This is a genomic window from Comamonas sp. FG99 (assembly GCF_057808605.1).
This window is the reverse complement of record NZ_JBMDII010000051.1, coordinates 15,968-34,514: the sequence shown is the minus strand read 5'-3', so window position 1 is coordinate 34,514 and position 18,547 is coordinate 15,968. Positions and strand designations below refer to the sequence as shown.

The 18,547-nt window shown below is 65.9% G+C and carries 17 protein-coding genes, 2 tRNA genes and 3 pseudogenes; 18 read left to right on the top strand and 4 right to left on the bottom strand.

Going from position 1 to position 18,547, the window contains the following annotated elements; all coding sequences use genetic code 11:
* The 4 genes from ACODRX_RS23580 to ACODRX_RS23565 all read left to right on the top strand — a co-directional run.
* Window positions 1–701 (top strand): TolC family protein (locus ACODRX_RS23580; RefSeq protein WP_488873978.1); only part of this gene is annotated, 701 nt, incomplete at its 5' end.
* Between the two features lie 2 nt (window positions 702–703).
* Entirely contained in the window at window positions 704–1,135 is a 432-nt protein-coding gene (locus ACODRX_RS23575; protein WP_488873977.1) for a Fur family transcriptional regulator, read from the top strand.
* A gap of 135 nt (window positions 1,136–1,270) precedes the next feature.
* Window positions 1,271–1,346, top strand: a tRNA-Glu gene (locus ACODRX_RS23570).
* A 44-nt stretch (window positions 1,347–1,390) separates the two neighbouring features.
* Window positions 1,391–1,467, top strand: a tRNA-Asp gene (locus tag ACODRX_RS23565).
* Window positions 1,468–1,540: 73 nt separating this feature from the next.
* On the opposite strand, the pseudogene ACODRX_RS23560 reads toward ACODRX_RS23565, so the two are convergent.
* Window positions 1,541–1,636: pseudogene (locus ACODRX_RS23560) on the bottom strand (hypothetical protein); the annotation flags it as partial.
* A gap of 507 nt (window positions 1,637–2,143) precedes the next feature.
* On the opposite strand from ACODRX_RS23560, the gene ACODRX_RS23555 reads away from it, so the two are divergent.
* From ACODRX_RS23555 to ACODRX_RS23505, 11 genes and pseudogenes are all read left to right on the top strand, one after another.
* Window positions 2,144–2,821, top strand: a complete 678-nt coding sequence (locus ACODRX_RS23555; protein WP_488873976.1) for a fumarylacetoacetate hydrolase family protein — start codon at window positions 2,144–2,146, stop codon at window positions 2,819–2,821.
* Window positions 2,818–3,573 carry a fumarylacetoacetate hydrolase family protein gene (locus tag ACODRX_RS23550; protein ID WP_488873975.1) on the top strand — a complete coding sequence of 252 codons (756 nt, stop codon included), beginning with the start codon at window positions 2,818–2,820 and terminating at the stop codon, window positions 3,571–3,573. Before ACODRX_RS23555 ends, ACODRX_RS23550 begins: the two co-directional genes overlap by 4 nt.
* 49 nt (window positions 3,574–3,622) lie before the next feature.
* Complete coding sequence (locus ACODRX_RS23545) at window positions 3,623–4,600, top strand: Bug family tripartite tricarboxylate transporter substrate binding protein (RefSeq protein WP_488873974.1); 978 nt, start codon at window positions 3,623–3,625, stop codon at window positions 4,598–4,600.
* A 28-nt stretch (window positions 4,601–4,628) separates the two neighbouring features.
* Window positions 4,629–6,086, top strand: coding sequence for a 5-carboxymethyl-2-hydroxymuconate semialdehyde dehydrogenase (gene hpaE / locus ACODRX_RS23540; RefSeq protein WP_488873973.1), 1,458 nt, complete (start codon window positions 4,629–4,631; stop codon window positions 6,084–6,086).
* Window positions 6,087–6,168: 82 nt separating this feature from the next.
* Window positions 6,169–7,146 carry a tripartite tricarboxylate transporter substrate binding protein gene (locus ACODRX_RS23535; RefSeq protein ID WP_488873972.1) on the top strand — a complete coding sequence of 326 codons (978 nt, stop codon included), beginning with the start codon at window positions 6,169–6,171 and terminating at the stop codon, window positions 7,144–7,146.
* A gap of 75 nt (window positions 7,147–7,221) precedes the next feature.
* Window positions 7,222–8,145, top strand: coding sequence for a 3,4-dihydroxyphenylacetate 2,3-dioxygenase (gene hpaD / locus ACODRX_RS23530; protein WP_488873971.1), 924 nt, complete (start codon window positions 7,222–7,224; stop codon window positions 8,143–8,145).
* Window positions 8,146–8,158: 13 nt separating this feature from the next.
* Window positions 8,159–8,599, top strand: a complete 441-nt coding sequence (locus tag ACODRX_RS23525) for a 5-carboxymethyl-2-hydroxymuconate isomerase (RefSeq protein WP_488873970.1) — start codon at window positions 8,159–8,161, stop codon at window positions 8,597–8,599.
* 3 nt (window positions 8,600–8,602) lie between these two features.
* The gene (gene hpaH / locus ACODRX_RS23520; protein ID WP_488873969.1) at window positions 8,603–9,436 is read left to right on the top strand and encodes a 2-oxo-hept-4-ene-1,7-dioate hydratase; all 834 of its coding nucleotides are present in this window, start codon (window positions 8,603–8,605) and stop codon (window positions 9,434–9,436) included.
* Between the two features lie 17 nt (window positions 9,437–9,453).
* Complete coding sequence (locus ACODRX_RS23515; protein ID WP_488873968.1) at window positions 9,454–10,908, top strand: NAD-dependent succinate-semialdehyde dehydrogenase; 1,455 nt, start codon at window positions 9,454–9,456, stop codon at window positions 10,906–10,908.
* Between the two features lie 18 nt (window positions 10,909–10,926).
* On the top strand, window positions 10,927–11,745 hold the full coding sequence (locus ACODRX_RS23510; RefSeq protein ID WP_488873979.1) for an aldolase/citrate lyase family protein: 819 nt from the start codon (window positions 10,927–10,929) through the stop codon (window positions 11,743–11,745).
* Window positions 11,746–11,750: 5 nt separating this feature from the next.
* Window positions 11,751–11,921 (top strand): annotated as a pseudogene (locus tag ACODRX_RS23505) (integrase core domain-containing protein); the annotation flags it as partial.
* A 49-nt stretch (window positions 11,922–11,970) separates the two neighbouring features.
* Here ACODRX_RS23505 and ACODRX_RS23500 read toward each other — a convergent pair.
* Window positions 11,971–12,495, bottom strand: coding sequence for a MarR family winged helix-turn-helix transcriptional regulator (locus ACODRX_RS23500; RefSeq protein ID WP_488873967.1), 525 nt, complete (start codon window positions 12,493–12,495; stop codon window positions 11,971–11,973).
* 272 nt (window positions 12,496–12,767) lie between these two features.
* Between ACODRX_RS23500 and ACODRX_RS23495 the strand changes: the two genes are divergently transcribed.
* From ACODRX_RS23495 to ACODRX_RS23485, 3 genes and pseudogenes are all read left to right on the top strand, one after another.
* Window positions 12,768–13,736 carry a Bug family tripartite tricarboxylate transporter substrate binding protein gene (locus ACODRX_RS23495; protein WP_488873966.1) on the top strand — a complete coding sequence of 323 codons (969 nt, stop codon included), beginning with the start codon at window positions 12,768–12,770 and terminating at the stop codon, window positions 13,734–13,736.
* A 20-nt stretch (window positions 13,737–13,756) separates the two neighbouring features.
* Complete coding sequence (locus ACODRX_RS23490) at window positions 13,757–15,085, top strand: sulfatase family protein (RefSeq protein ID WP_488873965.1); 1,329 nt, start codon at window positions 13,757–13,759, stop codon at window positions 15,083–15,085.
* 39 nt (window positions 15,086–15,124) lie between these two features.
* A pseudogene (locus ACODRX_RS23485) lies at window positions 15,125–15,475 on the top strand (COG4315 family predicted lipoprotein).
* A 5-nt stretch (window positions 15,476–15,480) separates the two neighbouring features.
* On the opposite strand, the gene ACODRX_RS23480 reads toward ACODRX_RS23485, so the two are convergent.
* A complete protein-coding gene (locus ACODRX_RS23480; protein ID WP_488873964.1) occupies window positions 15,481–16,911 on the bottom strand; it encodes an NAD-dependent succinate-semialdehyde dehydrogenase in 1,431 nt (476 codons plus the stop codon).
* 12 nt (window positions 16,912–16,923) lie between these two features.
* Window positions 16,924–18,543: a GMC family oxidoreductase gene (locus ACODRX_RS23475; RefSeq protein ID WP_488873963.1), complete on the bottom strand. Its 1,620-nt coding sequence runs from the start codon at window positions 18,541–18,543 to the stop codon at window positions 16,924–16,926.
* Between the last annotated feature and the right edge of the window lie 4 nt (window positions 18,544–18,547).

Genomic DNA, 18,547 nt, shown 5'->3' with positions numbered 1-18,547 from the left:
AGCAGGCCGACGACGCGCGCACCGCGCTGGGCCTGCTGCTGGCGCAGCCCGGTGGCGTGCCGGTGGGCGAGGCGTCCGTGGCGGCGCTGACGGTGCCGAATCTGGACGCCGGCCTGCCCACGCAGCTGCTCACGCGCCGCCCCGACATCGCGCGCGCCGAGGCCCAGCTGGCCGCGGCCGATGCCGATGTGGCGGCGGCCCGCGCGGCCATGCTGCCGCGCCTCACGCTCAGCGCCGGCATCGGCACGGGCGGCGAGCGGCTGCGCCAGCTGCTCGATAGCCCCGTGTACTCGCTGGCGGCCGGGCTGGCCGCGCCGATCTTCGATGCCGGCCGTCTGGCCGCCGGGCGCGACCTGGCCCAGGCCCGGCGCGAGGAGCTGCTGGCGAACTACCGCCAGGCCATCGTCAATGCCTTTGGCGATGTGCAAACCGCGCTGAATGCCCGCGCCGGCCTGCAGGCCCAGCTCGCGGCCCAGGCCCAGGAGCTGGCGCAGGCACAACAGGCGCTGGCCTTGGCGGAAAGCCGCTACCGCGCCGGTGCGGATACGCTGCTGACCCTGCTCGATGCGCAGCGCACGCTGTACGCGGCGCAGGACGCGGCGCTGCGCCTGAAGGCGCAGCAGCTGCAGGCGGCGGTTGCGCTGTACCGGGCGCTGGGCGGTGGCTGGCAGTCGGCGGCACTTGCCGTGTCCGAGGAGTGAGCATGGTGGCTGAACCATCCATTGCCCAGCGCCTGCGTGCCGCGAGGCTGCGGCCCACGGTTGCGCGCATCGGCGTGCTGCAGCTGATCGAGGAGGCAGCGCCCGACAGCCTGGCCGCCGAGGAGCTGTTTCGCCAGCTGATCACCAAAGGCGTACGCGTAGGCGCCGGCTCGGTCTACCGGGTACTGCAGGAGCTGCACACGGCCGGGCTGCTGATCCGGGAGTGGGGCAGTGCGCGCAAGGCCTTCTACCGCTCGCGCCTGGGCGCGGCGGATGGCGGCATGGTGCGCCTGGTCTGCTCGGACAGCGGCCGCTGTATTCCCGTGCACGACGAGCAGCTGCTGGCCGCCCTGGCCGCGGTGGCCATGCAGCACCAGGTGGATCTGGACGGCTGCTCGCTGACGATCGCGGTGGAGCGGAGCAGGGGGCCTTGATCGCGCCTGAAGCGGCGCTGGCGCAGATGCTTTTTGGGGCCCGAAGTTCTGCTATAGTCTCGGCTTCGCGTGAGACGGCGTGAGGTTTTAAACAAACCGATGCCGCTTGCGCCAGATGGAGCCAGTCCAGGTTACGACCCTATCGTCTAGAGGCCTAGGACATCACCCTTTCACGGTGAGTACCGGGGTTCGAATCCCCGTAGGGTCGCCAAGTTAGCAGCACTTGGCTCGCAAGAGCGCAAAAGCTGTCTGCCAGGAGTGGTAGTTCAGTTGGTTAGAATACCGGCCTGTCACGCCGGGGGTCGCGGGTTCGAGTCCCGTCCACTCCGCCATATATAAAAGCCCAAGTAGTTGATCTACTTGGGCTTTTTTGTATTGCGATCCGCGGTCAGAGTGACGCACGAGGGCATCTTGGCGTTGCGGCCGACGCTCGTACAGTGCCTGCTCCGGTGCGTCCAGCGCGAAGTCCGTGCGCATGGAGCGGCTGGTGCGCCAGCCCACAATGCGCCGAGCGAACACGTCGATGACGAAGGCCGCGTACAGCCAGCCTTGCCAGGTGGACACCTACGTGAAGTCCGACATCCACGGCTGGTTGGGCCGCTGCGCGCTGAACTGCCGGTTGACCAGGTCCTGAGGACATGGCGCCCGCAGATCGCCGATGGCGTGGTCACACCTTCGCGCAGGCTCGTGTCACGCGCGTGTTGACGCACCCAATTGAGCAGCGTTTGCGGCGTGCTGCCGATCTTGCCGGCGATCGACACCACCGCCGCCCACTGCGACTCGTACTCCTCTCTGTGCTCGAACACCATGCGCACCGCACGCTTGCGCACCTCCGGTGAAAACTTCATTGACTTCCTCATGATGGCGCCATCTTCTCAAACGAGGGAGCCTCCGCGAAACCCGGGGCGGTTCATGTCACGTGCATGGATGACGGGTGTAAACCCTGATGTATCTTGGTCTTAATTTATTTAACATGATAATTATTATCTAGTTAACTAGTTATCGACCATGCAGATGCAGTACTCCTTTTTGGGCAATGACCTTGGCTTGGGCACTGTCTATGGTGCGTTGTTAAACGATCGTGCCACGGTTGAACGCTTAGCTCCCCAGTTTGACAACGCGCCTTACAAGGCCGCTCCCAAGGCACCCGTGCTCTACATCAAGCCGCGCAATACCTTTGCTGCCGACGGCGCCGTGGTGGAGGTTCCAGCTGATCCCGGCCAGGTGCGTATCGACGCGACCATCGGTCTGGTAATCGGTCGCGCCGCCACGCGCGTTTCGGTCGATCAGGCCATGGGCCATGTGGCCGGCTTTGTGATCGTCAGCGACGTGACGTTGCCGCACGAAAACTATTACCGCCCTGCGGTCGTGCAGCGCAACCGCGACGGCTTTTGCCCCATCAGCCCCATGTTCCGCGACGCGATCGGCTTCGATCTCGATAGCGCAATGCTGAGCGTGAGCATCAACGGCCAGCGGGCCTACGAGCGCAGCTTTGCCACGTTGGTGCGCCCGGCTGCGCAATTGATTGCCGATGTCACCGAATTCATGACACTGGCTGCGGGCGACGTGCTGCTGCTAGGCCCCGGCGAGGGCTCGCCGACGGCCGGCGCGGGCGACCACATCAAGATCACCGTACCCGGACTGGGTGAGTTGAGCCACAGCGTGGCACAGGAGAAACTGGCATGAAGCGTGGGCGCATCACTTTCGAAGGCAAGACACTGGATGTCACCGAAGGCGAAGGCGGCAAGATACGGCTGCCCGATGGCCGCCTGCTGGCCGAGACCGATGTGCAATGGCTGCCGCCTGTGGAGTTCGGCACCATCATCGCGCTGGGCCTCAACTACGCCGACCATGTCAAGGAACTGTCGCGTGAGTTGACCGTGACGGCCAAGGATGCACCACTGGTGTTCCTCAAGGGGCAGAACGCGCTGCTCGGCCACCGTGGGTTCACGCCCCGCCCCGTGGATGCCGCCTTCATGCACTACGAATGCGAACTGGCCGTGGTGATCGCTAAGACGGCCAAGCGCGTGAAGGCTGCCGACGCCATGGCCTATGTGGCGGGCTATACGGTGTGCAACGACTACGCTGTGCGCGATTATCTGGAGAACTTCTACCGCCCCAATCTGCGCGTGAAGAACCGCGACGCCTGCACCGTGCTCGGCCCCTGGCTGGTCGATGCCGCCGACGTGCCCGATCCGCATGCCTTGGGCTTGCGCACCCGCGTCAACGGTCAGGTGACGCAAAGCGGCAATACCCGCGACATGATCCACCGCGTGGCCGAGCTGATCGAGTACCTGAGCGGTTTCATGACGCTTTCGCCCGGCGACGTGATCCTGACCGGTACGCCCGATGGCGTGGCCAATGTGCAGCCCGGCGACGTGGTGGAGACCGAGATCGACGGCATCGGCACGCTGGTCAACACCCTGGCCGCGGCCTGATGGCATTGCTTTTTTTTCCTCACCACTACACATCCAGGAGACACATCCCATGCGTCGCAATTTCTGCCTCGCCACCGCCATGCTGGCCGTGGCTGCCTCACTGGCCAGCTTGGGCGTATCAGCCCAGGACTATCCCCACAAGCCCATCCGCTGGGTGGTGGGCTATCCCGCGGGCGGCGGCACCGATTTTCTCGCCCGCACCACGGGGGCGCAGCTGTCCCAGCAGCTGGGCCAGCCCATGGTGGTGGACAACCGCCCCGGCGCGGGTGCCATCATCGCCGCGGAATTCGTGGCGCGGTCCCCGGCCGATGGCTACACCGTCCTGTCGGCCGACAACGGCGTGCTGGTCTACAACAGCGCGCTCTACAAGAAGCTGGGCTACGAGCCCCAGAAAGACTTCGCGCTGCTGGGCATGATGGGCCGCTCGCCCCTGGTCATCACGGCCGCCCCCCAAGCCGGCTTCGCCGATGCCAAGGGCTTGCTGGCCGCGCTGCAGAAGGCCCCGGGCAAGTACAGCATTGCTACGGCCGGGGTGGGCAGCCCCCACCATCTGGCGCTGGAGCTGTTCCAGCGCGAAGCCAAAGTCTCGATGCTGCATGTGCCCTACAAGGGCGGCGCCCAGGCGCTGCAGGATCTGATGGGCGGGCAGATACCGCTGATGATGCTGGATCTGCCCAGCGGCGTCAGCGCCGTCAAGGCGGGCAAGGTCGTGCCGCTGCTGGCCATGTCGGGCGAGCGCATTCCGCAACTGCCCAACGTGCCCACGGCCAAGGAGCTGGGTTTTGCGAACGTCGAAGCCTATACCTGGCAAGGCCTGGCCGTCCCCCAATCCACGCCGAAAGATGTGCAGCAGCGCCTGAGCGCCGAACTGCAAAAGACCATGCATGACCCTGGCGTGCGCCAGAAGCTCTACGACGCCGGCTGGGAAGCCCGTCCCACCAATGCGCCGGACATGATTACCTACGTCAACGCCGAACGGCAGAAATGGCATGCGCTCATCAAGAGCCGCAACATCAGCCTGGATTGACGCTCGCCGACCTACGAAAGAGCACACCATGAAAATCGATCACTTGATTAACGGCAAGGCTGTTGCCGGTAAAGACTATTTGGAGACCGTCAATCCCGCCACGCAGGACGTGCTGGCCGAAGTCGCCTCCGGCGGCGAGGCCGAAGTCCATGCCGCCGTGCAGGCCGCCAAGGATGCCTTCCCGGCATGGGCCGGGCTGGCCGCGACGGAGCGCGCCAAGCTGCTGCGCAAGCTGGGCGAGCTGATCACCCAGCACGTGCCGGAAATTGCGCAGACCGAGACCAACGACACCGGCCAGACCATCAGCCAGACCGGCAGGCAGCTGGTGCCCCGGGCGGCGGACAACTTCCACTACTTCGCCGAGATGTGCACCCGGGTGGACGGCCACACCTACCCCACGCCCACGCACCTGAACTACACGCTGTTCCACCCGGTGGGCGTCTGTGCGCTGATCTCGCCGTGGAACGTGCCCTTCATGACCTCCACCTGGAAGGTTGCACCCTGCCTGGCCTTCGGCAATACGGCGGTGCTCAAGATGAGCGAGCTGTCGCCACTGACGGCGGCGCGCCTGGGCGAGCTGGCGCTGGAGGCCGGTATTCCCGCAGGCGTGCTCAACGTCGTCCACGGCTTCGGCAAGGAGACGGGCGAGCCGCTGTGCGGCCATCCCGATGTGCGCGCCATTTCTTTCACCGGCTCCACCGCCACCGGCAACCGCATCGTACAGACGGCAGGCCTCAAGAAGTTCAGCATGGAGCTGGGCGGCAAGAGCCCGTTCGTGATCTTCGACGATGCCGATCTGGAGCGCGCGCTGGATGCGGCGGTGTTCATGATCTTCTCGAACAACGGCGAGCGCTGCACGGCAGGCAGCCGCATCCTGGTGCAGCAGGGCATCTACGCCAGCTTTGTCGAGAAATTCGTCGCCCGCGCCAAGCGCATCGCCGTGGGTGATCCGCTGGACGAGCAGACCATCATCGGCCCCATGATCTCCCAAGGCCATCTGGCCAAGGTGCGCAGCTACATCGAAATCGGCCAGAAGGAAGGCGCCACGATGCTGTGCGGCGGCCTGGATGCGCCGACCGTGCCCGAGCGCGTGAAAATGGGCAACTTTGTCGCCCCCACGGTTTTTGCCGACGTGGACAACCGCATGAAGATTGCCCAGGAAGAAATCTTCGGCCCCGTGGCCTGCCTGATTCCGTTCAAGGACGAAGCCGATGCCATCCGTATTGCCAACGACATCGCCTATGGCCTGTCGAGCTATGTGTGGACCGAGAACATTGGCCGGGCTCACCGCGTGGCGGCGTCCATTGAGGCAGGTATGTGTTTCGTCAACAGCCAGAACGTGCGCGACCTGCGCCAGCCGTTTGGCGGCACCAAGGCCTCGGGCACGGGTCGCGAAGGCGGCACCTGGAGCTACGAGGTCTTCCTGGAGCCGAAGAACGTCGCGGTCTCCATGGGTTCGCACCATATCCCGCACTGGGGCGTCTGAGCGGGTTTTGCTCTCTCATCCTTGATAGCGGTGACGCCTGCTGCATAGGCGCTGCCGCTTCCATCCACTCTTGGGGACCGATATGGAGCGTCGTCATTTCCTGCAGGCATCGGCCACTGCCGCACTGGTATCCACGACTGTGGCGACCTGGGCTCAAGGGGGCAACTGGCCACATGCCAAGCCCATACGCATCATCGTGCCATTCACACCGGGCGGCACTACCGACATGGTCGCGCGCCTGATCGGCACTGAGCTGGGCAAGCAGTTGGGCCAGAACGTCATCGTGGAGAACAAGCCAGGCGCGGGCACGGTGATTGGCGTGGACTATGTGGCCAAACAGCCAGCCGACGGCTATACCTTTGTCTGCGTGGCCAACAGCTTCACTGCCAACAAGACGCTGATCACGAACCTACCCTATGACACCACCAGGGACCTGCAGCCCGTGGCCCTCATGGGCCTGTCTGAGCATGTGTTGGCCACCCATCCGTCCGGCGGCTTCAAGAGCCTGGCCGACCTCAGGCAGGCGGCGCGGGCCAAGCCCGGCACGCTGACCTATGCCTCGTTCGGCAACGGCACCTCGGCCCATCTGTCGGGTGCGCTGCTGTGCCAGATCATGGGCGTGGACATGGTCCACGTGCCATACAAGGGCCAGGGCCCGGCGCTTACCGATCTGCTGGGTGGCCAGGTCAGCGTGATGTTCGGCAACTGGTCCGAGCTCCGTGGCCATATCGAGAGCGGAAAGCTCGTTGCTTTGGGCATGGCGACCAAGCAGCGTTCACGCTTTGCGCCCAACGTGCCCACGCTGGCCGAGCAGGGCGTTGCGCTGGACTCCAACTCCTGGCAGGGCCTGCTGGCCCCTGCGGGCACGCCCGAGGCCGTCGTCCAGCGTGTCAACGCCGAAGTTAACAAGGCCCTGGCCTCGCCCAATGTGGTCGAGGTCTTCGCCAAGAGCGGCGTGGTATCGCAAGCTGGCTCGGTCTCGCAGTTCTCGGACTTCGTGAACCGCGAGATCGCCAAGTACGGCGAGATCATCCGCCGCGCCAACATCACGATGGGCTAGATGGCATCGCCATATCGACCGCCATCGCATACATAGTAAGCGTGAGTTGCTATCGTTTTTGAAGTAGGATTCATCATGGGAAAGATCGCTCTAGCCGCCAAGATCACGCATGTCCCTTCCATCTACATGAGCGAGCTGGATGGGCCGCGCAAGGGCACGCGCCAGGACGCCATCGACGGACTGAAGGAAATCAGCCGGCGTTGCCGGGAGCAGGGCGTGGACACCATCGTGGTCTTCGACACGCATTGGTTGGTCAACGCCAATTACCACATCAACTGCGCAGCGCATTTTGAAGGGCTGTACACCAGCAACGAACTGCCGCACTTCATCAGCAATATGGGCTATGAGTTCCCCGGCAACCCAGACCTTGGAAAACTGTTGGCCAAGGCTGCGAACAGCCTTGGCGTGGAAACGCTGGCGCATGATGCCACCACACTGGGGCCTGAATACGGCACGCTGGTGCCTATGCGCTACATGAATGCGGATCAGCACTTCAAGGTGATCTCGGTGTCCGCACTGTGCATGGCCCATTACCTCAACGACAGCGCGCGCCTGGGCTGGGCGATCCGCCGCGCTATTGAGGACGAATACGACGGCACCGTGGCCATCCTAGCCAGCGGCTCGCTCTCGCACCGCTTCGCACAAAACGGGCAGGCGCCGGATTTCGCGTTCAAGATCTGGAGCCCGTTTCTGGAGCAACTGGATCGCCAGGTGATCCGCCTCTGGCAGGCCGGCGAGTGGGACACCTTCTGCGGCATGCTGCCCGAATACGCGGCCAAGGGCCATGGCGAAGGGTTTATGCACGACACGGCCATGCTGCTGGGGGCCTTGGGTTGGTCAGACTATGACGGCAAGGCTGAGGTCCTCACGCCGTATTTCGCGGCATCGGGCACGGGGCAGATCAATGTGGTCTTGCCTGTGACGCCGCAGGATGGCAGCGCCATCCCCGCACCACAAGCCAGCACGGGCAGCGCCGCAGCGTCGGCCGGTCGGCTCTGAAGGATACGCATCCATGCCTCACGTCGTGATTCTCTACACCGGTAATCTTGAAGCGCAGGCCGACATGGGCGGCCTGTGCCGCAGCCTTGCCGACACGATGCTCACCGTCCGGGCCGAGGACGGCAGCCAGGTCTTTCCCACGGGCGGTACGCGCGTCTATGCCTATCCGGCGCCGCACTACGCGGTCTCCGACGGTGGTGCCGCAGGCCGTGCCGCGGATGGCGATGGCGACTACGGCTTCATCTACATCAACCTGCGCATGGGCGCGGGCCGCTCCGGCGCGGTCCAGAAGGCTGCTGGCGATGCTCTGCTGGCCAGCGCCAAGGCGCATCTGGCGCCGTTGTTCACCGATCTCCGCAAGCACCTGGGCCTGACCCTGCAGATCGACGAGGCACCCGGCCAAGTCTACGACGCCAAGCACAGCACGCTGCACCCCCTGTTTGCCAGAAAGTAATCCATGTTTTCCGCAGAACTTTTGACCCAGCTCGCCCAGGAACTCGATCACAGCGAGAAATCCCGCCAGCAGATAGAGCATTTTTCCAAACGCTTCCCCGGCATGAGCGTCGAGGACGGCTACCGTGTCTCGCGCGAATGGGTGCGCATGCAGATCGCTGCGGGCCGCAAGGTCATCGGCCACAAGATCGGCCTGACCTCACGCGCCATGCAGATGGCCAGCCAGATCGACGAGCCCGACTACGGCACGCTGCTGGATTCCATGCTCTACACCTGCAAAGGGGCTGCGGTGCTGGACATCCCGATCGCCAACTTCATCGCGCCACGTGTAGAGGTGGAACTGGCCTTCATCCTCAAGTCGCCGCTGCTCGGCCCGGGACTGCCCGGCGGCAAGGAAGTGACGCTGGAAGATGTGCTGGCGGCCACCGAATACGTGACGCCAGCCATAGAGATCATCGACTCGCGCATCGAGCAGTTCGACCGCCACACCAAGGTGATGCGCAAGGTGTTCGACACCATTAGCGACAACGCGGCCAATGCAGGCATCGTCGTTGGCGCGCATCGCGCCCATCCCGCGTCCTTGGATCTTCCCTGGTGTGGTGCCGTGTTGCGCCAGAACGGGGTGGTGGAGGAAACCGGTTTGGCCGCTGGCGTGCAGGGCCATCCCGCGATAGGCGTGGCCTGGCTGGCCAACAAGCTTGCGCCTTGGGGAGAGTCGTTGCAGCCGGGTCAGATCGTGCTCGCGGGCTCGTTCACGCGCCCCGTGGCGGCCAAGCCCGGCGATGTATTCGAGGCCGACTACGGCCCGCTGGGTACGCTGGGTTTTCGCTTTGTTTGAATCAACGGAGAATTTCGATGCCTTTGCAGTTACGCGACCCCGGCCTGCTCAAGACCCAATGCCTGATCGACGGCCAATGGCTGGCCGCCGGCGACGGTGCCACCATTGCCGTGCACAACCCGGCTACGGGCGAACGGGTGGCCGCCGTGCCTCAACTTGGCGAGGCCGAGACCCAGGTGGCCATTGCCGCAGCCGAACGCGCCTTCTTGGAATGGAAGGCCAAGACCGCCGATCAGCGCGCCGCCATTTTGATGAAGTGGTTTGCATTGTTGATGCACCACCAGGAAGACCTTGCGCAGATCATGACGGCCGAGCAGGGCAAGCCACTGGCCGAATCGCGCGGCGAGATCGCCTACGCTGCCTCCTATGTACAGTGGTTTGCCGAAGAGGCGCGCCGCATCTATGGCTCCACCGTGCCCTCACCCTGGGGCGACAAGAAGATCGTCGTCACCAAGGAGCCAGTGGGAGTGTGCGCGGCAATTACTCCTTGGAACTTCCCCGCAGCCATGATCACGCGCAAGGTGGCTCCGGCCCTGGCTGCCGGCTGCACCATCATCGTCAAGCCCGCGCAGCAGACGCCGCTGTCGGCCCTGGCGCTGGCAGAGCTGGCCCAGCGCGCGGGCGTACCCGCTGGTGTGTTCAGCGTGCTGACGGGCTCCTCCCGGGCCATTGGCGGTGTGCTCACGGCCAGCATGGCGGTGCGCAAACTGACCTTCACGGGCTCCACTGAAGTCGGCCGCGTATTGGCCGCGCAATGCGCGCCCACGCTCAAGAAGATGTCGCTGGAGCTGGGTGGCAATGCGCCCTTCATTGTCTTCGACGACGCGGATCTGGACGCTGCCGTGGAAGGCGCCATGGCTTCCAAGTACCGCAACACCGGTCAGACCTGCGTATGCGCCAACCGACTGCTGGTGCAGGACGAGGTGTACGACGCGTTCATGGCCAAGCTCAAGGCCGCGGTGCTGGCCCTGAAGGTGGGCAACGGCGCCGATGACGGCATCACGCAGGGGCCGCTGATCGACGGTGCTGCGGTCGATAAGGTGGAGGAGTTGGTCGCCGATGCCATCGAGAAGGGCGCGCAAGTCATTGCTGGAGGCAAGCGCAGCAGTCTGGGCCACAGTTTCTATGAACCCACCATCATCGGCAATGCCAAGCCTGGCATGCGTATCGCCAAGGAAGAAGCCTTCGGCCCCGTGGCGCCCGTGTTCCGCTTCAAGACGGAAGAAGAGGCGATCCACATGGCCAACGACACGGAGTTTGGCTTGGCCGCCTACTTCTACGCCCGCGACGTGGGCCGCGTCTGGCGCGTGGGCGGGGCGCTGGAATACGGCATGGTCGGCATCAACAGCGGCATCATCAGCACGGCCGTGGCGCCGTTCGGCGGCGTCAAGCAGTCAGGCATGGGCCGCGAGGGTGGCGCAGACGGTATTGATGAGTACGTGGATACCAAGTACCTCTGCATGGGCTACTGAGGGAGACGAAGCATGACGATGCCAACCCCCGTCAACCGCTTCAAGGCGGCCATCGCGCAGAAACAGGCCCAGATCGGGCTTTGGGTCAGCCTCGGCAGCCCCTATTCTGCGGAAATCTGTGCCGGTGCCGGTTTCGACTGGCTGCTGATCGACGGCGAGCACGGCCCCAACGACACGCTGACCCTGCTGTCGCAACTGCAGGCAACCGCCGCCTATCCCGGATCACACCCCGTAGCACGTGTGCCCATGGGGCATGGCGAGGTCGGCGAGATGCTGATCAAGCAATATCTCGATGTGGGCGCGCAGACCCTGCTGGTGCCCATGGTCGATACGGCCGAGCAGGCCGCGCGCATCGTGCGCGCAGCGCGCTATCCGCAAAACGACGGCAAGGGCGGCATTCGCGGCATGGGCGGCGCACGTGCTTCGGCTTGGGGGCGCCGCGCAGGCTACTACCACGATGCCAATGCTCAGGTCTGCGTGCTGGTGCAGGTGGAGTCGCTCGAAGGTCTCAAGAATCTTGATGCCATTGCTGCGACCGAAGGCGTCGATGGAGTATTCATCGGCCCCGCCGACCTCTCTGCTGCCATGGGGCACGTTGGTGATCCAGGCCATGCCGACGTGCAGGCCGCGATTAGCGATGCCATTGCACGCATTCAGAAAGCAGGCAAGGCCGCCGGCATTCTTACGCCCAACGAGGCATTGGCTCGCAAGTACCTGGACTTGGGCTGTCGCTTCGTGGCCGTTGGGTTGGACACCAGCCTTTTGGTGCAGGCCACGAGCTCACTTGTGAGCCGATTTAAAGACGTGAAGCCGGTGGCTCAAGGGGGCACTTACTAGGCGCGTGGGTGGCGCGCATGGACCTGCGTGACGCGCAGACGGTATTGGCGCAATTGTCAGCGGCCTTCGAGCATTTCAACGAGGTGCATCCGCATTCTTCGCTGAAAATGCGTTCGCCTCGGGAGTTCAGGCGGCAACAGGCTGCAGGGGCTGAGCAGGCGCTCTATTGCGAATAGGGCGGAGTCGGGAGTACGGGGCAACATCACAGCTCTTGAAAGCATAGCTTCAGCCCGCTTCCGTATCGCGGCTCGGTTGGCGGTTGCGGCGCGCCTTGGGCAGTTCGGGGTCCTGCTGCATGCGCCGGGCCTGCCGCTGTATGGCGTCAAAGGCCCGGGCCATGGCCTGCAGGTCCTCGGGCGCGACCTCGCTGAGCAACTGCATGTTGATGGCCTGCACGCGCGGAAACAGTTCGGCATGCAGCGCGTGCCCGGCCTCGCTCAGCTGCACGAGGGCGCGGCGCGCGTCGCCGGCCTGGGTCTGGCGCTGCACCAGTCCCTTGGCTGTCAATGCCGTGACGGCGCGCGAGGTGCGCGTGCGGTCCAGTTGCGCGAGTTCCGCGAGGCGCGAGGGTGGCAGCGGCCCGTGGTCGGCCAGCAGGCCGACCATGCGCCATTCGCGCCGTGTGATGCCGTGGCCGCCTTCGCACAGCCGCACGACCATGGAGCCGGCCGCGCTCAGCAGTCGGGCCAGGTGGTAGAGGAACAGGTCTTCCATGACGGCCGGCTCATGCCAGCGGTAGTTTTTTTTCATCGCCGGGCCGCCCCAAGATGGAAAAGCACCCCTCTTGGAGGGGCAGCGACCACACGAAGTGGGGAGCGTGGGGTGTCGTTTTTCATCGCCGGGCCGCCCCAAGATGGAAAAGCACCCCCTCGGGGGCAGCGGCTACACGCAGTGAGCAAGCGTGGGGGTTATTTTTCATGGCAAATCAAGGATTCCTAGGGTATTCCCCAGGGTTGATGGATTTGATCCATTGTGTGCTTGCTTCGTAAAGTGGCGCTTCGTGTTTGCAAGGAGACCGCCTCGTGCCCAGCCGCCCATTCCCTTCCTCCCTCGCGCTTGCCGCCACGTTTGCCACCGGCGCCGTGGGGGCCGCTGATGACTGGCCCAAGGCCAAGCCTATTCGCATTATCGTGCCCAATCCACCGGCCGGCCCTTCGGATATCTCGATCCGTCCCATTGCCGCGGCCGCCCAGGCCGCGCTGGGCCAGGCCGTGATCGTCGAGAACAAGCCCGGCGCCAACGGCAACATCGGCGCGGCCGAGGTCGCGCGCGCGGCACCCGATGGCTATACGTGGTTCTGGACCATCGATCCCGTGCTCACGGTCAATCCGCATATCTACCAGCGCACGGGCTTCAAGCCCGACGCCATCGTGCCGCTGGCCGCCGGTGCCCGCTTCTCGCAGACGCTGATCTGCAACCCCAAGCTTGGTTTCAAGACCGTCAAGGACATGATCGATGCCGCCAAGTCCAAGTCGCTGAGCTATGGCACGGGCGGCGCGGGCTCGCCCGGCCACCTGGTCATGGAATCGCTGCTGGCCACGGCGGGCGTCAAGATGGTCCATGTGCCCTACAAGGGGCCGGCCCCGGCCCTGCAGGACCTGATGGGCGGCCAGCTCGACTGCGGCTTTCTCGCCGCGCCCACGGTGCTGCCCCAGATCCAGAGCGGCCGGGTGGCGGCGCTGGGCACGTCGGGCAAGACGCGCTCGCCCCTGCTGCCCAATCTGCCGACGATCGCCGAGTCGGGCTATCCCGAGTTCGATGGCAGCTTCTGGCTGCTGCTGGCCGCGCCCAAGGGCGTGCCCGAGGATGTCCAGAAGCGCTTTCTCGCGGTCATGGACAAGGCCATCCGCGCGCCCGAGCAGCAGGAGAAGGTCAAGATGGTGGACATCGAGATGGTGGGCAGCACGCCTGCCGAGGCCCAGGCCAAGGTCAAGGAGCTGAGCGCCAAGTGGGGCGCGCTGGTCCAGCAGATTCACCTCAAGGCAGACTAATACACGGCGTTTCGCTTCCCATGACTGACAACCGTCCCAACCTGATCTTCATCCTGGCCGACGATATCGGCTACGCCGACCTGGGCTGCACCGGCGCGCGCGATGTGCACAGCAATGCCACCGACGTGTCGCCGCGCCTGGACGCGATGGCGCGCCAGGGCATGCGCTTCACGCGCGGTTACTCGAACTCGGCCGTGTGCTCGCCCACGCGCTTCGCGCTGGCCACGGGCCGCTGGCAGTACCGGCTGCGCGGCGCGGCCGAGGAGCCCATCGCCAGCGCCCACGGCGACAAGGTGCTGGGCCTGCCGCCCGAGCATCCCACCGTGGCCTCGCTGCTCAAGGATGCGGGCTACGCCACGGCACTGTTCGGCAAGTGGCACCTCGGCTATCCGCCGCACTTCGGGCCGCGCCTGTCGGGTTATGAGGAGTTCTACGGCTTCCATGCCGGCGGTGCCGACTACTTCACGCACTGCGATCCGCGCGGCCGCCCCGACTTCTGGCTCAACGAGGAGCCGCATGAGGAGGAGGGCTACCTGACCGACCTGCTGAGCCACCGCGCCGTCGACTTCGTGCGGCGCCAGACGGCCGACAAGCCGTTCTTTCTGTCGCTGCACTATAGTGCACCGCACTGGCCCTGGCTCACGCGCGACGACCAGGAGGAAGCCAGGCGCATCGCCGGCATCGGCAAACACCTCGACGGCGGCTCGGTCGACATCTACCAGCGCATGATCCACCACATGGATGAAGGCATAGGCTGGCTGCTCGATGCGCTCGAGGAAAAGGGCATGGCCGAGAACACGCTCATCGTCTTCACCAGCGACAACGGCGGTGAGCGTTTCTCGAACAACTGGCCTTTCGTCGGCCAGAAGATGGATTTGATGGAGGGCGGCATCCGCGTGCCGCTGATTGCGCGCTGGCCCGAGCGTATCGCGCCGGGGCAGCTCAGCGATACGCCGAGCCTGACCATGGACTGGTCGGCCACCTTCCTCGCCGCCGCGGGCGTGGACGCCCACCCCGACTATCCGCTCGACGGCATCAGCCTGCTGCCGGTGATGGAGGACGCGGACTGGAACCCCGAGCGCGACCTGGCCTGGCGCATGAACCACCGCGACCAGCGCGCGCTGGTGCGCGGCGACTGGAAGTACCTGCGGATGGAGGGCGTGGAATACCTGTTCAACATCGCCGCCGATCCGCGCGAGCGCGCCAACATGCGCGACCGCGAAAGCGCCAGGCTGGCCGAGCTGCGCCAGGCCTGGGATGACTGGAACGCGACGCTGCCGCCCATTCCGGAGGATGCCAAGATCTCGCTGGTGTTCACGAGCAAGGATCTGCCCCGAGCCAGCTACTGACGCGCCATCGCGTGCTTGGCGCCTGAGCAAGGCCTTCGCATGGTGCCCGCAAGGCGGCAGAAGTCCTTGCTCAGGTTCTTGCAGCGCGGCATAGAACTCGCTGGCGCACTGTGCACCGCAGTCCAACCTCAAGCAGAGATCTCATGCTTCGCTGGTCATCCTGTCCTTGGCCGCCTTGACGGCCTGCGACACGCCGCCGGCCCTGGCAAGAGCGTGTGCAACGGCCCCTGCGCCACCAATTGGCGAATGGAGCGTTGCCACGCGCGACGACGGCGCCAGGCTCTGGGCCTACGAGGGCCGTCCGCTCTACTTCTGCTCCAAGGCACCAAGCCCGGCGACAAGACTGGAGACGGCTTCCTCGGCAATGCCTGGCACATGGCCAGGCCCTGAGGTTCTCAGCCCACGACCACGGACCGGGTCACGAGGTACGCATCCAGCGACTGCGGGCCGTTCTCGTGGCCGATGCCGCTGTCCAGCACGCCGCCGAAGGGCGTCTCCGGCTGCATCAGGGTCACGGCGTTGATGGCCACGGCGCCGGCCTGCACTTCCTCGCAGATGCGGCGCGCCGATTCGAGGTGCTGCGTGAAACCGAAGGCGGCCAGGCCCAGCGGCAGGGCGTTGGCCATGGTGATGGCTTCGTCCAGCGTGTCGAAGGGCATGACCGGGATCAGAGGGCCGAACGGCTCTTCGCGCCAGATGCGCGCCTCGGGCGGCACGTCGGCCAGCACGGTGGGCTCGTAGAAGAAGCCGGGTCCGACTCCCGCCATGCCGCCGCAGGCCACGCGTGCGCCGCGCTGGCGCGCGTCATCCACGAGGGCGGCGACGGCCGCCGCGCGGCGCGCGTGGGCCAGTGGCCCCATGGTGGTTCCGCTGGCCGCGCCATCACCCATGGCGGTGTTTTCGGCCACGGCCTTGAAGGCTTCCACGAACTGAGCATAGAGGCTGCGGTGCACCAGGAAGCGTGAGGGGTTGGCACAGATCTGGCCCGCGTTGCGCAGCTTGATCTGGGCCAGCGTGGCGACGGTGCGCGCGACGTCGGCATCGGCGCAGACGATGGCGGGAGCATGGCCGCCCAGCTCCAGCGTGATGGGCTTGAGTTGCTGCCCGGCCTGCTGTGCGAGCAGCCGTCCGACCTGGACCGAGCCCGTGAACGAGATCTTGCGGATGACCGGCGAGGCGATCAGCGCGGAGGATATCTGCGCGGCCTCGCCGACCAGCATCTGCAGCACCCGGCCATCGATCCCCGCGTCGTGGAAGCAGCGCACCAGCGCAGCCGCGGCGCGCGGCGTTTCCTCGGCGGGCTTGAGGATGACGCTGCAGCCCGCCGCCAGCGCCGCCGATATCTTGATGGCCGAGAGCATGACCGGGAAATTCCAGGGCGTGAGCGCCGCCACGGGCCCGACGGGCAGCCTCAGCGTCTGGAAGCGCACGCCTGGGTAGCGCGAGGGAATGGTCTGCCCCACGGCGCGCCGGCCTTCCTCGGCGTTCCATTCGATCATCTGCGCGGCCTGCTCGATCTCGCGCTCGGCCTCGATGCGGGTCTTGCCCTGTTCCTCGGTCAGCAGGGGTGCTATCTCGGCCGTGAGCTCGCGCAGCAGCCTGGCGGCGCAGCGCAGCATGTTGCAGCGCTCCAGCGCCGTCAGGCCGCGCCATTGGTCGAAGCCGGCCTGCGTGGCGGCAAGCGCCTCGTCGATGTCCTGCGCCGAGGCGGCCTGGAAGCGCGCCACGGTTTTTTCGCTGGCGGGGTTGAGCACGTCCAGCATCCGTTCGCCGCGTCCGTGCCGCCATTGGCCGGCGATGCTCTGCAATGCGGTGGGTTCGATCATGGTGCCTGCCTTTCAGGATTGGAGGTCGGCGCGCATCATGTCCGAGGCCTTCTCGGCCATCATGATGATGGGCGCGTTGGTGTTGCCCGAGACCACGAGGGGCATGGAGGCGCCGTCGACCACGCGCAGGCCCTGCATGCCGCGCACGCGCAGGCGCGCGTCGAGCACGGCGCCCGTGTCGCTGTCCGGCCCCATGCGGCAGGTGCCCACCGGATGGAAGATGCTGCCCGAGCGCTGCCGTACCCAGTTCAGGATTTCCTCGTCGCTTTGCAGCGACTCGGCAGGCTCGTTGGCCTGGACCACGTAGCGTGCCAGCGGCTCGGCCGCGGCGATCTCGCGCATCTTGCGCACGGCGGCAATCGCCAGGCGCTGGTCGGATGGGTGCTGCAGGTAGTTGGCGTGGATGCGCGGCGTGGACAGCGGGTTGGCGTCGCGCAGCGCGATGTAGCCACGGCTTTCGGGGCGCAGCATGCAGGCGGACAGCGTGATGCCGGGGAAGGGGTGCGGCGGCTGGTGCGGCCGGTCGAAGCTGACCAGGCCGAAGTGGATCTGGATGTTGGGCCAGTCGGCGTGCGCCGGGTCGTCGAGTGAGAAGAAGGCTCCCGCGCGGTAGACGCCCGTGGTCAGCGAGCCCGTGCGCGTGGTCACGTAGCGCAGGAAGTCGCGCGCGCTGCGCCAGTGGCTGTTGGCTACGTCGTTGAGCGTTTCCACGCCCTGGCAGCGGTAGGACGGACGCACCTGCAGGTGGTCCTGCAGGTTCTGGCCCACGCCGGGCAGGTCCAGTGCCACCGCGATGCCGTGCTGCCGCAGCTCCTGCGCTGCACCGATGCCCGAGAGCATGAGCAGCTGCGGCGACTGGAGGGCGCCCGCGCAGAGCGCGACTTCATGGCGCGCGCGCACCAGCTGCTGCTGGCCGTCCATGAGCACCTTGACGCCGGTGGTGCGCATGCCTTGAAGCTCCAGCCCCAGCGCCTGGGCGCCGGACAGGACCTTGAGGTTGGGTCGGGCCAGCGCGGGCTGCAGGTAGGCGCGGCCCGTGCTCATGCGGCGGCCGTTGCGCACGGTCATGCGGAAGTATCCGGCGCCCGTGTTGTCGCCGCCGTTGAAGTCATCCGTGGTGGGGATGCCCGTGCGCGCGCAGGCACCGATGAAGGCATCGGACAGGGTGTCGCGCGGCAGGTCGGACACCCATAGCGGCCCGCCCGTGCCGTCGCTGCCCGGGCGCGTGCGTTCGCCGTGCATGGAGCGCTGGAAGTAGGGCAGCACCTCGTCCCACGACCAGCCCTCGTTGCCCAGGCCCCGCCATTGGTCGTAGTCGCGGCGGTGGCCGCGCAGGTACAGCATGCCGTTGATGAGGCTGGAGCCCCCCAGGCCCTTGCCGCGCGGCCAGGGCAGCTTGCGGCCGGCCATGGTCGGCTCTTCCTCTGTCTCGAAGCACCAGTCGTACTGCGGGCGGCCCACGGTCTTGAAGTAGCCGATGGGAATGTCGATCCAGGGGTAGCTGCTGGGCCGCCCGGCCTCGATCAGCAGCACGGAGAGCGCCGGGTCTTCGCTCAGGCGTGCCGCCAGGGCGCAGCCGGCCGAGCCCGCGCCGACGATGACGATGTCGGCTTCATGCAATGGCTTGTTCATGTTC

What these genes read in the sequence shown, in the direction of transcription:
- ACODRX_RS23575 (WP_488873977.1), top strand. Translation starts at nt 704, where the DNA reads ATGGTGGCTGAACCATCCATTGCCCAGCGCCTGCGTGCCGCGAGGCTG.
- ACODRX_RS23555 (WP_488873976.1), top strand. Translation starts at nt 2,144, where the DNA reads ATGCAGATGCAGTACTCCTTTTTGGGCAATGACCTTGGCTTGGGCACT.
- ACODRX_RS23550 (WP_488873975.1), top strand. Translation starts at nt 2,818, where the DNA reads ATGAAGCGTGGGCGCATCACTTTCGAAGGCAAGACACTGGATGTCACC.
- ACODRX_RS23545 (WP_488873974.1), top strand. Translation starts at nt 3,623, where the DNA reads ATGCGTCGCAATTTCTGCCTCGCCACCGCCATGCTGGCCGTGGCTGCC.
- hpaE (WP_488873973.1), top strand. Translation starts at nt 4,629, where the DNA reads ATGAAAATCGATCACTTGATTAACGGCAAGGCTGTTGCCGGTAAAGAC.
- ACODRX_RS23535 (WP_488873972.1), top strand. Translation starts at nt 6,169, where the DNA reads ATGGAGCGTCGTCATTTCCTGCAGGCATCGGCCACTGCCGCACTGGTA.
- hpaD (WP_488873971.1), top strand. Translation starts at nt 7,222, where the DNA reads ATGGGAAAGATCGCTCTAGCCGCCAAGATCACGCATGTCCCTTCCATC.
- ACODRX_RS23525 (WP_488873970.1), top strand. Translation starts at nt 8,159, where the DNA reads ATGCCTCACGTCGTGATTCTCTACACCGGTAATCTTGAAGCGCAGGCC.
- hpaH (WP_488873969.1), top strand. Translation starts at nt 8,603, where the DNA reads ATGTTTTCCGCAGAACTTTTGACCCAGCTCGCCCAGGAACTCGATCAC.
- ACODRX_RS23515 (WP_488873968.1), top strand. Translation starts at nt 9,454, where the DNA reads ATGCCTTTGCAGTTACGCGACCCCGGCCTGCTCAAGACCCAATGCCTG.
- ACODRX_RS23510 (WP_488873979.1), top strand. Translation starts at nt 10,927, where the DNA reads ATGCCAACCCCCGTCAACCGCTTCAAGGCGGCCATCGCGCAGAAACAG.
- ACODRX_RS23500 (WP_488873967.1), bottom strand. Translation starts at nt 12,495, where the DNA reads ATGAAAAAAAACTACCGCTGGCATGAGCCGGCCGTCATGGAAGACCTG.
- ACODRX_RS23490 (WP_488873965.1), top strand. Translation starts at nt 13,757, where the DNA reads ATGACTGACAACCGTCCCAACCTGATCTTCATCCTGGCCGACGATATC.
- ACODRX_RS23480 (WP_488873964.1), bottom strand. Translation starts at nt 16,911, where the DNA reads ATGATCGAACCCACCGCATTGCAGAGCATCGCCGGCCAATGGCGGCAC.
- ACODRX_RS23475 (WP_488873963.1), bottom strand. Translation starts at nt 18,543, where the DNA reads ATGAACAAGCCATTGCATGAAGCCGACATCGTCATCGTCGGCGCGGGC.